Source organism: Rhizobacter sp., assembly GCF_046595475.1.
GTDB lineage: Bacteria > Pseudomonadota > Gammaproteobacteria > Burkholderiales > Burkholderiaceae_C > Rhizobacter.
This window is the reverse complement of the sequence record NZ_JBKJOQ010000036.1, coordinates 1-13,771: the sequence shown is the minus strand read 5'-3', so window position 1 is coordinate 13,771 and position 13,771 is coordinate 1. Positions and strand designations below refer to the sequence as shown.

At 66.3% G+C, this 13,771-nt stretch carries 13 protein-coding genes and 2 pseudogenes; 9 read left to right on the top strand and 6 right to left on the bottom strand.

All coding sequences use genetic code 11. The features are described from left to right. Window positions 1–84 precede the first annotated feature (84 nt). Genes mreC through AC30QB_RS06455 form a run of 5 tightly spaced genes read left to right on the top strand, consistent with a single transcriptional unit; the run spans window position 85 to window position 5,620 of the window. The gene (gene mreC, locus AC30QB_RS06475; protein WP_489545370.1) at window positions 85–1,002 is read left to right on the top strand and encodes a rod shape-determining protein MreC; all 918 of its coding nucleotides are present in this window, start codon (window positions 85–87) and stop codon (window positions 1,000–1,002) included. A 28-nt stretch (window positions 1,003–1,030) separates the two neighbouring features. Next, on the top strand, window positions 1,031–1,549 hold the full coding sequence (gene mreD / locus AC30QB_RS06470; RefSeq protein ID WP_489545369.1) for a rod shape-determining protein MreD: 519 nt from the start codon (window positions 1,031–1,033) through the stop codon (window positions 1,547–1,549). Window positions 1,550–1,562: 13 nt separating this feature from the next. Beyond that, a complete protein-coding gene (gene mrdA, locus AC30QB_RS06465; protein ID WP_489545368.1) occupies window positions 1,563–3,563 on the top strand; it encodes a penicillin-binding protein 2 in 2,001 nt (666 codons plus the stop codon). Continuing rightward, a complete protein-coding gene (rodA, locus tag AC30QB_RS06460; protein WP_489545367.1) occupies window positions 3,560–4,714 on the top strand; it encodes a rod shape-determining protein RodA in 1,155 nt (384 codons plus the stop codon). The genes mrdA and rodA overlap by 4 nt, the downstream gene beginning before the upstream one ends. Window positions 4,715–4,723: 9 nt before the next feature. Further along, window positions 4,724–5,620 carry an NAD(P)-dependent oxidoreductase gene (locus tag AC30QB_RS06455; protein WP_489545366.1) on the top strand — a complete coding sequence of 299 codons (897 nt, stop codon included), beginning with the start codon at window positions 4,724–4,726 and terminating at the stop codon, window positions 5,618–5,620. A gap of 7 nt (window positions 5,621–5,627) precedes the next feature. Here the strand turns inward: AC30QB_RS06455 and AC30QB_RS06450 are convergent, their stop codons facing one another. From AC30QB_RS06450 to AC30QB_RS06430, 5 genes are all read right to left on the bottom strand, one after another. Beyond that, window positions 5,628–7,031: an MATE family efflux transporter gene (locus tag AC30QB_RS06450; protein WP_489545365.1), complete on the bottom strand. Its 1,404-nt coding sequence runs from the start codon at window positions 7,029–7,031 to the stop codon at window positions 5,628–5,630. Window positions 7,032–7,038: 7 nt separating this feature from the next. Continuing rightward, a complete protein-coding gene (locus AC30QB_RS06445; protein WP_489545364.1) occupies window positions 7,039–8,112 on the bottom strand; it encodes a patatin-like phospholipase family protein in 1,074 nt (357 codons plus the stop codon). Between the two features lie 33 nt (window positions 8,113–8,145). Further along, on the bottom strand, window positions 8,146–9,630 hold the full coding sequence (locus tag AC30QB_RS06440) for a sensor histidine kinase (protein WP_489545423.1): 1,485 nt from the start codon (window positions 9,628–9,630) through the stop codon (window positions 8,146–8,148). A gap of 132 nt (window positions 9,631–9,762) precedes the next feature. Beyond that, window positions 9,763–10,434, bottom strand: a complete 672-nt coding sequence (locus tag AC30QB_RS06435; RefSeq protein ID WP_489545363.1) for a response regulator — start codon at window positions 10,432–10,434, stop codon at window positions 9,763–9,765. Between the two features lie 55 nt (window positions 10,435–10,489). Beyond that, the gene (locus tag AC30QB_RS06430; protein ID WP_489545362.1) at window positions 10,490–10,960 is read right to left on the bottom strand and encodes a MarR family winged helix-turn-helix transcriptional regulator; all 471 of its coding nucleotides are present in this window, start codon (window positions 10,958–10,960) and stop codon (window positions 10,490–10,492) included. Window positions 10,961–11,090: 130 nt separating this feature from the next. Between AC30QB_RS06430 and recA (AC30QB_RS06425) the strand changes: the two are divergent. Then, window positions 11,091–11,273 (top strand): annotated as a pseudogene (gene recA, locus AC30QB_RS06425) (recombinase RecA); the annotation flags it as partial. Here recA (AC30QB_RS06425) and recA (AC30QB_RS06420) read toward each other — a convergent pair. Further along, a pseudogene (gene recA / locus AC30QB_RS06420) lies at window positions 11,273–11,440 on the bottom strand (recombinase RecA); the annotation flags it as partial. The pseudogenes recA (AC30QB_RS06425) and recA (AC30QB_RS06420) sit on opposite strands and share 1 nt — an antisense overlap. A 158-nt stretch (window positions 11,441–11,598) precedes the next feature. On the opposite strand from recA (AC30QB_RS06420), the gene AC30QB_RS06415 reads away from it, so the two are divergent. The 3 genes from AC30QB_RS06415 to AC30QB_RS06405 all read left to right on the top strand — a co-directional run. Then, entirely contained in the window at window positions 11,599–12,069 is a 471-nt protein-coding gene (locus tag AC30QB_RS06415) for a MarR family winged helix-turn-helix transcriptional regulator (protein WP_489545361.1), read from the top strand. Between the two features lie 158 nt (window positions 12,070–12,227). Continuing rightward, window positions 12,228–12,902: a response regulator gene (locus tag AC30QB_RS06410; protein ID WP_489545360.1), complete on the top strand. Its 675-nt coding sequence runs from the start codon at window positions 12,228–12,230 to the stop codon at window positions 12,900–12,902. 99 nt (window positions 12,903–13,001) lie between these two features. Next, on the top strand, window positions 13,002–13,771 hold a 770-nt coding region (locus tag AC30QB_RS06405), incomplete at its 3' end, for a sensor histidine kinase N-terminal domain-containing protein (protein ID WP_489545359.1).

The following is a 13,771-nucleotide window of genomic DNA, read 5'->3' as shown; positions in this document are numbered from 1 at the left end:
AACAACATCACAAGGCCGGCACGTTGCCAACGTGGCCGGCTTTTTCGCTTCAAACGCAGCCCCCATTTCTGAGTCAGCGCCCTCATGCCTCTCGGGACACTCGACCGCAGCCCGCCGCCCTTCTTTCGCCAGGGGCCGTCGGCGTTCACGCGGATGATGTTCTTCTCGGCGTTGGCGCTGTTCCTGATGGTGGCCGACACCCGCTTCAAGGTGACGCAGCCGCTGCGCGCCGTGGTGGCCACCGTGCTCAACCCGGTCGAGCGGGTGCTGCGGGCCCCGGTCGACGCCTGGGATGTCGCCTCCGACTACCTGATGGGCGTGCAGCACGCCCAGGCCGCCGAGGGCAAGGCGCGGCGCGAGCTGGCCAAGCAAGCCGAGCGCTCCGCGCGAGTCGAGCAGCTGCTGCAGGAAAATACGCGCCTGCGCGCTCTGCTCGACTTGCGCAGCGCGCTGAAGGTGCGCTCGCAGACCGCCGAGGTGCTGTACGACGCGCCCGACCCGTACTCGCGCAAGGTCATCATCGACCGCGGCAACCGTGATGGGCTGGTGGTCTCGTCGCCGGTCATCAATGAAGTGGGCGTTTTGGGGCAGGTGACACGCGTCTATCCGTACAGCGCCGAGGTCACGTTGCTCACCGACAAAGAAGCCGCCATCCCCGTGCTCAACAGCCGCACGCAAGCGCGCAGTGCGGCCTTCGGCAACTCGGCCGGTGCGGGCCTGGAACTGCGCTTCATGGCTGGCAATGCCGACGTGCAAGTGGGCGACGTGTTGTCGACCTCGGGCGTTGATGGCATCTACCCTGCCGGGGTGCCGGTGGCCAAAGTGGTGAGCGTGGACCGGCGCATCGACTCGGGCTTTGCGCGCATCGCGCTCTTGCCTGTGGCCGAGCCTGACAGCGTGCGCCACGTGCTGGTGCTGGAGCCCGTGGGCATTCAAATGCCGCCACGGCCCGAGCCGGTGCCCGAGCCCGTCAAGCCGGCCAAGAAAGGGTCGCGCAAATGACGATGCGCCGCTCCATGGAGGTCGCCCCATGATGCCGCGCGGCTCCGACCAGCTGCTGCTGCCGGTCAACCCGCTTTTCATGTGGACGACGCTGATGCTCGCGTTCGCCTTCAACCTGGTGCCGCTGGGCCGCACGGCCTATCTGCCCGACTTGTTGGCACTGGTGCTGGTGTTTTGGAACGTGCACCAGCCGCGCCGCGTCGGTCTCGGCGCAGCGTTTGTCTTCGGCTTGATGATGGACGTGCACGACAGCGCGGTGCTGGGCCAGCACGCCCTGGCCTACACGCTGCTCAGCTTCTTTGCGATCACCATCCACCGCCGTCTGCTGTGGTTCGGCGTGTTGTCGCAGGCATTGCAGATCTTGCCGCTCTTCGTGGCGGCCCACGCGGTGTCGATGGTGGTGCGCATGCTGGTGGGCGGCATGCTGCCGGGTTGGCAGCTGATGCTCGCGCCGGTGGTCGAAAGCCTGCTGTGGCCGGTGGTCTCGCTGCTGCTATTGGCTCCGCAGCGCCGCCCCCCCGACGCCGACAAGAACCGCCCGCTGTGACAGAGTCAGCGACATGACTGAGCTGCGCAACGTCGAACAGGAGCTGGGTAAATTTCGCACCCGGCTGGTGGCGGCTGCGGTTTTCGTGCTGCTGGCCTTCGGTCTGCTGACCGCGCGCCTGCTGGTGCTGCAGGTGTCGCGCCACGACGAGTTGTCGACACAGGCCGAGAACAATCGCATCGCCGTCGTGCCCATCGTGCCCAACCGGGGGCTGATCGTCGACCGCAACGGCGTGGTGCTGGCCAACAACTACTCGGCCTACACGCTGGAGATCATGCCGTCGAAGGTGGAAGACCTAGACGCCACCATCACCGCGCTAGAGGCCATCGTCGACGTGAGTGCGCGCGACCGCAAGCGCTTCAAGCGCTTGATGGAAGAAAGCAAGAGCTTCGAGTCGCTGCCCATCCGCACCAAGCTCTCCGACGAAGAGGTGGCGCGCTTCACCGCGCAGCGCTTTCGCTTCCCCGGTGTCGACATCAAGGCGCGGCTCTTTCGCAACTACCCGCTCGGTGAGGTGGGCAGCCACCTCATTGGCTACATCGGCCGCATCAACCAAGCGGAAAAAGACAAGATTGACGACTCGGAAGACGAGTCGAACTACCGCGGCACCGAGTACATCGGCAAGCTCGGCATCGAGCAGAGCTACGAAGAGCAGTTGCACGGTGCCACCGGCTTCGAAGAGGTAGAGACCAGCGCGGGCGGCCGCGCCGTGCGCCGCCTCAAGAGCAACCCTGCCACGCCGGGCAACACCCTGGTGCTGTCGATCGACATCCGGCTGCAGGCGCTGGTGGAAGAAATGTTCGGCGATCGCCGTGGTGCGCTCGTCGCCATTGACCCGCGCAACGGCGAAGTGCTGGCCTTCGTCAGCAAACCCAACTTCGACCCCAACCTCTTCGTCGACGGCATCGACGTCGAGAACTGGAAGGCGCTCAACGAGTCGGAAGACAAACCGCTGCTCAACCGCGCACTGCGCGGCAGCTACCCGCCGGGTTCGACCTACAAGCCGCTGATGGCGCTGGCCGCGCTCACGCTGGGCAAGCGCACGCCGCAGCAGGCCATCAACGACCCCGGCTATTTCCAGTTCGGCAACCACCGCTTCCGTGACGACAAGGAAGGCGGTCACGGCTACGTCGACATGTACAAGTCGATCGTGCAGTCGTGCGACACCTACTACTACGTGCTGGCCAACGACCTCGGCGTCGACGCCATCCACGACTTCATGGCACCGCTGGGCCTCGGGCAACTGACGGGCATCGACATGCAGGGCGAGCTGCGCGGCACCCTGCCGTCCACCGAGTGGAAGCGCACCTCGTACAAGCGCAAGGAGGCGCAGAAGTGGTACCCCGGCGAGACCATCTCACTGGGCATAGGTCAGGGCTACAACGCCTTCACCATGCTGCAGCTGGCACAGGCCACCACCGCTGTGGCGGCGGGGGGCAAGCGCTTCAAGCCGCACTTGGTCAAGGCAGTTGAAAACGTGGAAACGCGCTCGCAGCAGAAGCTCTCGGGCGATGCGCTCGAAACCCTGGCGTGGAAGCCCGAGCACGTGGCCGTGATCCACCAGGCGATGTTTGGCGTGACGCAAGAAGGCACCTCGGCGCGCTCGTTCGCCAACGCGCCGTACCAGACGGGAGGCAAGACCGGCACGGCGCAGGTGATCCAGATCAAGCAGAACGAGAAGTACGACGCCAGCAAGATCGACGAGCGTCACCGTGACCATGCGCTCTACATCTCCTTTGCCCCGCTCGAAGAGCCACGCATTGCGCTGGCGCTGGTGGTCGAGAACGCGGGCTTCGGCGCTGGGGCTGCCGCACCCATTGCGCGCCGCGTGTTCGACTTCGTGCTGCAGGGGCAGTACCCGAGCCTGGAAGACATCGCCGCCACCCGCCTCGGCCAGTCGACCGCACCGATCGGCACGCCGCGGCCGGTGAACTCGGTGCCGCTGCCGGGGGTGTCGATCAATGGCGCGGCGGCGGCCTCGGCCCCGGCGAATGTGGTGGCGCGCTTGCCATGAGCATTGTTTTCGAGAAGCCCTCGTATTGGCAGCGCCTGAAGCCGGTGTTCATCGGCTTCGACGTGCCCTTGGTGCTGGCCATACTGCTGCTCGCCGGCCTGGGCCTCGTCACCATGTACTCGGCCGGGTTCGACCACGGCACCCGCTTCGTCGACCACGGCCGCAACATGCTGCTGGCAGTGGGCATCTTGTTCGTCGTGGCGCAGATACCACCGCAAAAGCTCATGCGCCTGGCGGTGCCCTTGTATGCGGTGGGTGTGGCTTTGCTGATCGCGGTGGCCCTGTTCGGCGTGACCAAGAAGGGCGCCACGCGCTGGCTCAACGTGGGGGTGGTGATCCAGCCAAGCGAGATCTTGAAGATCGCCATGCCGCTGATGCTGGCCTGGTGGTTCCAGCGCCGCGAAGGCCAGCTGCGTGTGCTCGATTTCGCGGTGGCGTTGCTGCTGGTGGGTGTGCCGGTGGGCCTGATCGTCAAGCAGCCCGACCTGGGCACGGCCATCTTGGTGCTGTCGGCCGGCCTGTACGTGATCTTCTTCGCGGGCCTGTCGTGGAAGCTGATCGTGCCGGTGCTGGTGGTCGGCGCCGTGGCCATCACCGCCGTGGTGCTGACCGAAGACCGCATCTGCCAGCCCGACGTGGTGTGGCCGATGATGCGCGACTACCAGAAGAACCGCGTGTGCACCCTGCTCGACCCGACCACCGACCCGCTGGGAAAAGGCTTTCACATCATCCAGGGCATGATCGCCATCGGCTCGGGTGGCGTGTCGGGCAAAGGCTTCATGAAGGGCACGCAGACCCACCTCGAGTTCATCCCTGAGCGCACCACCGATTTCATCTTCGCGGCGTTTTCCGAAGAGTTCGGCTTGATGGGTTGTGCACTGCTGGTGTTCGGCTTCATCTTCCTGATCTTTCGCGGGCTGATGATCGCGGCCGATGCGCCCACCTTGTTTTCGCGCCTGCTGGCAGGCGCCATCACCCTCAGCTTCTTCACCTATGCCTTCGTCAACATGGGCATGGTGAGCGGCATCTTGCCGGTGGTGGGTGTGCCGCTGCCCTTCATCAGCTACGGCGGCACGGCCATGGTCACGCTGGGCTTGGGGCTGGGCATCCTGATGTCGATTTCCAAGAGCCGGCGCTACATGCAGCGCTAGCAAGGGCACATGACTTCCATTCCTGCCGTTTGGCCCATCCCTCGCGTCGGCATCATCGGCGTGGGCAACATGGGTGGCGCGATGGCGGCGCGGCTGCTGTCGCAAGGCTACCTGGTGGCGGTGCACGACATCGACGCGCAGCGCGAAGCGCAGGCGGTTGGCCTCGGCGCCATGGCGTGCGCCACAGCCACGGGTTTGGCGTCTTCCAGTGACGTGGTGATCGTGGCGGTGGTCGATGCGGCGCAGACGCAATCAGTGTTGTTTGGCCCGCACGGCGCAGTGCAGGCGCTCGCACCTGGCGCCACCGTCATGCTGTGCCCCACCATTGCGCCGGCCGACACCGAGCGCCTGGTCGACGGCCTGGTGCGGCGCGGCATCGACTGGCTAGACGCGCCCATGTCGGGCGGCCCCGAGCGGGCGCGTGACGGCAGCATGAGCCTGATGCTGGCCTGCCCGAATGCCACGCTCGACAAGCAACGCGCCTTGGTCGAAGTGCTGTCGTCCAAGGTGTTCCACATCAGCGAGCGGCCGGGTGATGGCGCTCGCACCAAGCTCGTCAACAACCTGCTGGCCGGCATCAATCTCGCCGGTGCAGCCGAAGCGCTGGCGCTGGCCGAGCGTCTGGGCCTGAACGTGCCTCGCACGTTGGCTGTCATGGAGCAGAGCAGCGGGCAAAGCTGGATCGGCAGCGACCGCATGCGCCGCGCCATGCATGGCGATTACCTGCCACGCGCGCACACCAGTCTGCTGAAGAAAGACACACAGCTTGCGCTCGGCATGGCGAAAGAAGCCAGTTTCGGCACGCCGCTGGGTGAGCAGGCGGCTGCGCTCTTTGCGCGCGCTTGCGAAAACGGCTTGGCGACGATGGACGACGCCAGCGTGTTCGAGCTGCTGCGCCGGCGCTGAGCGCGTGTCAGCGCGGCGCTGACAACGCCAGGCGCTGGCGCCTCACCCGCCGATGCGTGGCGCGCGCCGCCGGCACCCAGCCGCGGCGCCACCAGCGCGCGCACATGATCAGCCCGCGCAACCACTCGTCAGCGGCATAGGCGATCCACACGCCGACCAGGCCAAGGTCAAACACGACCCCCAGCAACCAGGCGCCACCGGCCATCACGAAGACCATAGAGGCTGCGCCCGCGGCCACCGGGAAGCGCGCATCACCGGTGGCGCGCAGGGCGTTGATCACCACCAGGTTGAAGGTGCGGCCCGGCTCCAGCAGCACCGTGATCCACAGCAAGGTGGTGGCTTGCTCGATGATGTGCGGGTCGTGTGTGAAGAGCGTCAGCGTCCACGGCGCGGTGAGGGCGGCCGTGAGCGACACGCCGGTGGAGACGAGCAGGCCCCAGCGCAGGCTCTTGCGCACCAGGCGATGTGCTTCGTGCAGCTGGCGCGCTCCCACCAGGTGGCCCACCAAGATCTCGCTGGCAAAGCCCACCGCGAGGCCGAACACCAAGATGAAATACATCACCTGCATGGTGTAGCTGTGGATGGCGAGTGCGTCGGCGCCCATGCGGGCAACCAGCGCCACCGTCACCAGCAACGCCAGCCGATAGGTGATGTTTTCGGCGGCGCCCGGCAGGCCTATGTGCATCACCGGGCCGAGTTGCTTCCAGCGCATGCGCCACCAGTCGTGTGCCATGGGCACCAGCTGCAGGCGCCAGCGCCACAGCAGCAGGTGGAAGGCGATGCCAAAGGCGCGGCTGATGGCGGCGGCCACCGCAAAGCCCGCCAGCCCGAGCGGCGGCACCGGCCCGAAGCCGCGCATCAGCGGCAGGCAGATCGCCAGGTGCAGGCCGTGCATGGCGATCATGTTGAGCAGCGTGTCGCGGGTGTGCATGTGGGCGCGCATCACCGCGCCCATGCTGGCGTTGAAGGCGTCGAGCGCGAGCGCCACCGCCAGCACGCGCAAGTAAGGTTCGGCCAGCGGCATCACCTTGGCGGGCGCGTTCAGCAGCTGCAGCATGGGCGTCGCGAACACGATGACCACCAAGGCCGCACTCAGCCCCAACCAGGTGCTCGCGCCCAGCGCGGCGCGTGCGGTCTCGTCAGCACCGGCGCGGTTGCCGGCGCCCAGGTTTTGCGTGATCACCACGCTCACGCCCATGCTGATGATGCGAAACAGCAGGAAGAACGTGGCCTGCACGTGGTTGGACAGTGCAAACGCACCCGATGCGGTGTCGGACATGCGCGACGCGAGCCACAGGCCTACGAGGCCCACCAACAAGCCGAGCACCAGCTCGGCGAAGAGCGGCCAGGTGAGGGCGATCAGGCTGTGGCGGGGTGGGGCAGGGAGCGGGGCAGAACGGGCGGCAGACATCCGGCAATCATTCCACCTTGCGACGAGGCTTGCGCGCCAGAAACTCACGCTCCACATCGACCGTGCCACGCAGGCCGATGTCTTGGCGGTGCTTGAAGAGCCACTGGTCTGCTGCAGTGCGCCCCAGGCCGAACAAGCTCTCCAGGAACGCGCGGTCGGTGTTGAACTTGGAGCTGGCGCCCAGCGGGCTCATGTTGGCATCGTCGGCCACCATGTGCAGCCGCAGGTCTTTGTACTTGCCGGGGTCGAGCTTGCCTTCGCGCATCAGCTTCGAGACGAAAGCGATGGCGCGCATCTCCGCCATCAGGCTCGCGTTGAAGGTGATTTCGCTCAGGCGGTCGATGATTTCTTCGCTGCGGGTGGGCGTGCCTACGCGCACCAGCGGGTTGATGCGCACCAGCAGGATGTCGAGCGCCTCGGTGTTGTAGATCAGTGGGTACAGCGCGGGGTTGCCGGTGTAGCCGCCGTCCCAGTAGGGCTCGTCATCGATCGTCACCGCTTGAAAGAGGAAGGGCAGACATGCCGACGCCAGCAGCGCGTCTATTGACAGCTCTTTGCCAGTGAACACCCGCGCCTGGCCGGTGGTGACGCTGGTGGCGGTGATGAAGAGGGTGAGGCCGTTGCCGTGCAGCGCGGCCACGTCGACATGGCGCTTCAGCACGTCGCGCAGGGGGTTGAGGTTGAGTGGGTTGAACTCGTAGGGGCTGAACGAGCGGAAGAAGGAGCTGACCCACTGGTAGCCCGGCATCTTGTCGAGCTTCAAGCCGCTGCTGATGGCGCTCGTCTGGCTGGCCGAGAAGGGCGAGAAGATCGAGCCTGAGCGGCTTACGTCGTGCCAGAACGCGGTGAGCGCGGCGCGCGCGCCGGCACGGTTGCCTTGCTGAAAACCGGTCGCCATCACGGCGGCGTTCAACGCCCCGGCACTGGTGCCCGAAATGCCCTTGAAGACCAGGTGCTCGTCCTCCAGCAGCCGGTCGAGTACGCCCCAGGTGAAGGCGCCGTGGGAGCCCCCGCCCTGCAAGGCCAGGTCCAGCGGGCGCGTCTCGGGCAGGGGAAACAGGGCTTGCTGCTGGGCTGACATGCGGGAGCGCCTTTCGGGTTTACCCGAGTCAGTCTATGCGGGTTCGGGTGGGGGCGTACCCGCCTGGATCGATGCCGCAGGAAAGCGCACGGTGAAACGCACCCCCGGCCCGAAGGCCGCTTCGCCATGGTCGGACAGCATGCCCACGCGGTGGCGCAGGTTGGCGTCTTCCAGCGCGATCTCGGCGTGGTGCTGCTGAGCGATCTCACGCACGATGGCCAGGCCCAGGCCTGACCCGTCGACGTTGGTGCCCAGTGACCGGTAGAAGGGCTGGAACACCTTCTCGCGTTCGGCCGCTGGAATGCCCGGCCCCGAGTCTTCCACTTGCAGCACCACCACCTGGCCGAACGGGTCGTCGACGACGCGAACCGTGACCGTGCCGCCGTCGGGCGTGTAGTGCAGCGCGTTGTCGACCAGGTTGCGCACCAGCTCGCGCAGCAGCACCGGCTGGCCCTGCACCATCAGCCCTTGCGGGTGGCGCTCGCCGGTGTTGGGGCCTTCGTAGCCGAGGTCGATGCGCTTGTCGAGTGCACGCGGCACGAAGTCGCGCACGGCTTCGGTGGCCACGCGCGCGAGGTTGATGGGCTGGTGGCTCAGCGTTTGCGAGGCGTCTTCGGCGCGCGCCATCGACAAGAGTTGATTCACCATGCGCGTGGCGCGCTGGCTGGAGCGCGAGATCTGCTGCAGCGATTTTTTCAGCGCCTGGGGGTCGCGCTGGCCGGCGTCGATCTCGCGCTGCGCCAGCTCGGCTTGGGTGCGCAGGCCGGCCAGTGGCGTCTTGAGTTGGTGCGCCGCGTCGGCGAGAAAGTGCTTCTGGTTGCCGATGCTGCGGTCGAGCCGCATCAGCAGGTCGTTGATGGCGCGCACCAGCGGCGAGACCTCTTCGGGCACTTCACGCTCGTCGATCGGGCTCAGGTCATGGCTCTCGCGACGGCGTATGCGCTGTTGCAGTTCATTCAGCGGTTTGATGCCGCGCACCAGCGCCAGCCATACCAGCAGCACCGCCAGCGGCAAGATGACGAACTGCGGCAGCATCACGCCCTTGATGATCTCGGTGGCCAAGCGCGAGCGCTTGCCCAGGGTTTCAGCCACCTGCACCAGCGCGGGCGTGCCGGCCGGCGCGTCGGGCGACATGACCCACAGGTAGGCCACGCGCACCGGCTCGCCGCCGACCTCAGCGTCGCGAAAGCGCAGCTGGCCCTGCGCGTTTCGGTCTTCTTCTGCAGGCGCCGGCGAGGGCAGGTTGCGCTCGCCGCTCAATAACTCGCCACGCAGGCCCAGCACTTGGTAGTACAGCGTGTCGGCCTCGTCGGTGCGCAGCAGCTCCGAGGTGTTTCGGTTGAGGGCGAAGGCGGCGCGCGAGCTGCCGTCAGCCTGGGCTTGCACGCTGACCTGCTGCGAAAGCAGGCGCGCCATCTCGCCGAGTTGGCGGTCAAAGGGCTTGTTGGCGATGCCCTGCGCCACCAGCCAGGTGAGCACCACGCTCATCGGCCACAGCAGCAGCAGCGGGGCGAGCATCCAATCGAGGATCTCGCCAAACAGTGAACGCTGCTCTCTGGGTAAGGCCACGGGGCTAGTGTCCGGCGCCAAGCCGCCCCAAACCGGACGGCGCCCCTTGCAGGCCGCAGCGCAGCGACTGAGGGGCGCACATCAACCCGGGATCTTCTCAAGGCAATAACCAAGGCCGCGCACGGTGGCGATGCGCACCGGCCCTTGCTCGATCTTCTTGCGCAACCGATGGATGTAGACCTCGATGGCGTTGTTGCTGACCTCTTCACCCCACTCGCACAGGCGCTCCACGAGGTGGTCTTTGCTGACCAGCCGGCCAGCCCGCTGCAGCAGCGCTTCCAGCAGGCTCAGCTCGCGTGCCGACAGCTCGATCATCTGGTCGTTGATGTAGGCCACGCGGCCAGTGGCGTCGAAGGTGAGCGGGCCGTGCTTGATGATGCTCGACGCCGTGCCCAGCCCACGCCGCGTCAGCGCGCGCACGCGGGCTTCAAGCTCTTGCAGCGAGAAAGGCTTGGCCATGTAGTCGTCGGCGCCGAGGTCCAGGCCCTTCACGCGCTGCTCGACGCTGTCGGCCGCAGTGAGGATGAGCACCGGCACGCTTGCGCCGCGGGCGCGCAGCTTGCGCAGCACTTCCAGGCCGTGCAGCTTGGGCAGGCCCAGGTCGAGTATGAGCAGGTCAAACTCGTGCGAGCACAGGGCCGCATCGGCCTCGGAGCCACTGGCCACGGCGTCCACCGCGTAGCCCGAGTTGCGCAAGGAGCGCAACAGGCCGTCGGCCAGGACCTGATCGTCTTCAGCAATCAGTATCCGCATGGCTGTGTCTCCTGGTTGTTGCCGGAATTCTATTGAACTGCGCTACTGAATTGCGCTACTGAACTGCGGTGGCCGCGTACGCCTCTAGCCCGAGCGCCACGACCGTGGCCACGTCGTCGCCCACTTCGGCGCGGAACTCGCGGTCGGCCTGTGCCACCGCTTGCTCGAAAGCCGCCAACCACGCGAGCCCGGTGGGCGTGAACGCCACGAGCCGCGCGCGCTTGTCGCGGCTGTCGGCCTCGCGCTGCACCAAGCCCCAAGCCTCGCACTGGTCGACCACGTCACCCATGGCCTGTTTGCTCATGCCGGCGCGCGCGGCGAGATCGGTGAGGCGCGAGCCTTCGAGCGCCAGGTGGCGAGTGATGTGGATGTGGGCGGCGCTCACCTGCGCGCGCGCTGCCAAGTTGGACAGAGCGAGTGGCACGTCCACGTTGCGCGCCATCAGCGCCAACACGCGCTCGTCGAAGCGCCGCATGGCGTGGCCCAGCAAGCGGCCGAGGTGGGTTTGGCGCCAATCCTGGGTCATTGTTTAATAGTAAGGCAAACTGACTAAAAAACGGGTTTACTTCGATCTACTCCGCTTGCAGAATGCTGTTCATTCATCCAGCCTGTTTCTAAAGACAGGCTACAACTTGTTGATTTTCAAGGAGATTCTCGTGGACGCACCCGTCAAGGCACTGAACACCGAAAAGGCCAAAGCCCTGCAAGCCGCACTGGCCCAGATCGAAAAGCAGTTCGGCAAGGGCTCGATCATGAAGCTCGGCGAGGGCGAGGTGATCGAAGACATCGAGGTGGTTTCCACCGGCTCGCTGGGTCTGGACATGGCGCTGGGCGTCGGCGAGCCGGTGGAAACCACCTCGATGTCTTCGATCACCTCGCCTTCGCCAAGGCGCATGATCGTGCCCTTGCCGAACTGCTTTTCGATCTGCGCCAGCGCCGCGGCGAGGGCCTTGGCCTTTTCCGTGTCGGGGCCGGCGATCCTGGTTCCTTTGACTTGGGCGTCCATCGGTTTCTCCTTGGTGCGATTCATGAGGTACTGGTTGGGGGCATCCACTGGTAACAACAACAGGCTGGATGCATGGCCAGTAATGTAACGAGCCAGCCTGCCTGCGGACAACAGGTTTTTTGGTCAGTTTGCCTTACCATCTAAAGATGACTCCTCCGATGGCACAGGACGGGTGGCGCCTCACCCACCTCGGGCGCCTGCTCGGCCACGCGCTGCGGCGCTTCGACGACCGCGTGCTGCACCTGATGGCGCACGACGTCGAGGTACCTCTGGCGCTGTCGAACCTGGCGGCCCGCGCGCAGGTGAGCGCCGCGCACGTGCACATCACGCGGCACCTGGAGTTGCAGGGCACGCGCCTGACCGACCTGGCGGTGCGCGCCGGCATGAGCAAGCAGGCGATGGGCGACCTGGTGGACCAGTGCGAAGCCTGGGGTCTGGTCACGCGCGAACCCGACCCGCGCGACGCCCGCGCCCGCATTGTCAGGTTCACGGCCACCGGCCTGGCGTGGCTGCAGGCTTTCCGCGACGCGGTGGCGCAGGCGGAGCAGGAGTTCCGCGCCGAAGTCGGCGCCGATGTCTCCACGGTGGTCAAGATCGGGCTGGAAGCCTACGCCGGCGGCTCCTCGTAATTTCGCGACCCGCAGCCAGCGTCGGCCGGGTTGGCACCACCTCGGCTCACCGGCAAGATGATCCGAGTCCGTCACCGGTCCGTCACCGGTCGGCCGGCCAAGCCTAGAATCCAAGCCAACAAGCGCCCGCCCAGAGACGCCCCCCAGGAGACAAGCGCATGCGGATCCTCATCGCGGAAGACGACCAGGTGCTGGCCGACGGATTGCTGCGCAGCCTGCGCGCATCGGGCGCCGCCGCCGACCACGTCGCCAGCGGCAGCGAGGCCGTCGCGGCGCAGATGACGAACAACGAATTCGACCTGCTGATCCTCGACCTCGGCCTGCCCAGGATGCATGGCCTGGAAGTGCTGCGCAAGCTGCGTGCCCGGGGCTCCTCGATGCCGGTGTTGATCCTCACCGCCGCCGACGCGATCGACGAGCGCGTGAAGGGCCTGGATCTCGGCGCCGACGATTACATGGCGAAGCCTTTCGCGCTGTCGGAGCTTGAGGCGCGCGTGCGTGCGCTGACCCGCCGCGGCATGGGTGCCACCAGCAGCACCATCAAGCACGGCCCGCTGGTGTACGACCAGGCCGGGCGCGTGGCGACCATCGACGGCAAGATGGTCGAACTGTCTGCCCGGGAGCTTGGCCTGCTCGAGGTACTGCTGCAGCGCGCGGGCCGCTTGGTGAGCAAGGACCAGCTGGTCGAGCGGCTCTGCGAATGGGGCGAGGAAGTCAGCACCAACGCGATCGAGGTCTACGTCCACCGCCTGCGCAAGAAGATCGAAAAAGGGCCGATCCGCATCGCGACCGTGCGCGGGCTGGGCTACTGCCTGGAGAAAATCGCGGCATGACGAAATGACTTTGCGGCGTTTCAATGACGGCATGACGGGTCATGCGCGTAGCGTGGTCATCGATGCGGCGCAGCCGCGAGGGCATTGCGCCGTTTCGTCATGAAGATCTTCCAGCGCGAGCAGCGGTCCCTCTTCGGCGAGATCCTCGACTGGATGCTCACGCCGCTCCTGCTGCTCTGGCCGGTCAGCCTTGCCATCACCTGGCTCGTCGCGCAGAGCATCGCGGGCAAGCCGTTCGACCGCGCATTGGAATACAACGTGCAGGCGCTGGCGCAGCTGGTCACGGTGCAGAACCAGCGTGCCGTGTTCAACCTGCCGCAGCCCGCGCGCGAACTGCTGCGCGCCGATGACTCCGACCTCGTCTACTACCAGGTGCTGGGCCCGCAAAACGAGTTCCTGTCGGGCGAGCGCGACTTTCCACACCCGCCGGAAGAGGAGGCGCCGTTGGTGGGCGACGTGCGCCTGCGCAATGACGAGATGCGCGGTCTGGACGTGCGGGTGGCCTACACCTGGGTCAAGGTCGACATTCCCGGTGCGCAGCCGTCTCTCGTGCAGGTGGCCGAAACGCGCGAGAAGCGTTCGGTGCTGGCAACCGAGATCATCAAGGGCGTGATGCTGCCGCAGTTCGTCATCCTTCCACTGGCCGTGCTGCTGGTGTGGCTGGCGCTGGTGCGCGGCATCAAACCGCTGTCGCAGCTGGAAGAGCGCATCCGTGCCCGCAAGCCGGACGACCTGAGCCCGCTGGACGACGGGGCTGTGCCACTGGAAGTGGCGCCGCTGGTCTCATCGATCAACGATCTGTTGACGCGGCTGAAGGATTCGATCGCAACCCAGAAGCGCTTTCTGGCGGATGCCGCGCACCAGCTCAA

What these genes read in the sequence shown, in the direction of transcription:
- mreC (WP_489545370.1), top strand. Translation starts at nt 85, where the DNA reads ATGCCTCTCGGGACACTCGACCGCAGCCCGCCGCCCTTCTTTCGCCAG.
- mreD (WP_489545369.1), top strand. Translation starts at nt 1,031, where the DNA reads ATGATGCCGCGCGGCTCCGACCAGCTGCTGCTGCCGGTCAACCCGCTT.
- mrdA (WP_489545368.1), top strand. Translation starts at nt 1,563, where the DNA reads ATGACTGAGCTGCGCAACGTCGAACAGGAGCTGGGTAAATTTCGCACC.
- rodA (WP_489545367.1), top strand. Translation starts at nt 3,560, where the DNA reads ATGAGCATTGTTTTCGAGAAGCCCTCGTATTGGCAGCGCCTGAAGCCG.
- AC30QB_RS06455 (WP_489545366.1), top strand. Translation starts at nt 4,724, where the DNA reads ATGACTTCCATTCCTGCCGTTTGGCCCATCCCTCGCGTCGGCATCATC.
- AC30QB_RS06450 (WP_489545365.1), bottom strand. Translation starts at nt 7,031, where the DNA reads ATGTCTGCCGCCCGTTCTGCCCCGCTCCCTGCCCCACCCCGCCACAGC.
- AC30QB_RS06445 (WP_489545364.1), bottom strand. Translation starts at nt 8,112, where the DNA reads ATGTCAGCCCAGCAGCAAGCCCTGTTTCCCCTGCCCGAGACGCGCCCG.
- AC30QB_RS06440 (WP_489545423.1), bottom strand. Translation starts at nt 9,630, where the DNA reads ATGCTCGCCCCGCTGCTGCTGCTGTGGCCGATGAGCGTGGTGCTCACC.
- AC30QB_RS06435 (WP_489545363.1), bottom strand. Translation starts at nt 10,434, where the DNA reads ATGCGGATACTGATTGCTGAAGACGATCAGGTCCTGGCCGACGGCCTG.
- AC30QB_RS06430 (WP_489545362.1), bottom strand. Translation starts at nt 10,960, where the DNA reads ATGACCCAGGATTGGCGCCAAACCCACCTCGGCCGCTTGCTGGGCCAC.
- AC30QB_RS06415 (WP_489545361.1), top strand. Translation starts at nt 11,599, where the DNA reads ATGGCACAGGACGGGTGGCGCCTCACCCACCTCGGGCGCCTGCTCGGC.
- AC30QB_RS06410 (WP_489545360.1), top strand. Translation starts at nt 12,228, where the DNA reads ATGCGGATCCTCATCGCGGAAGACGACCAGGTGCTGGCCGACGGATTG.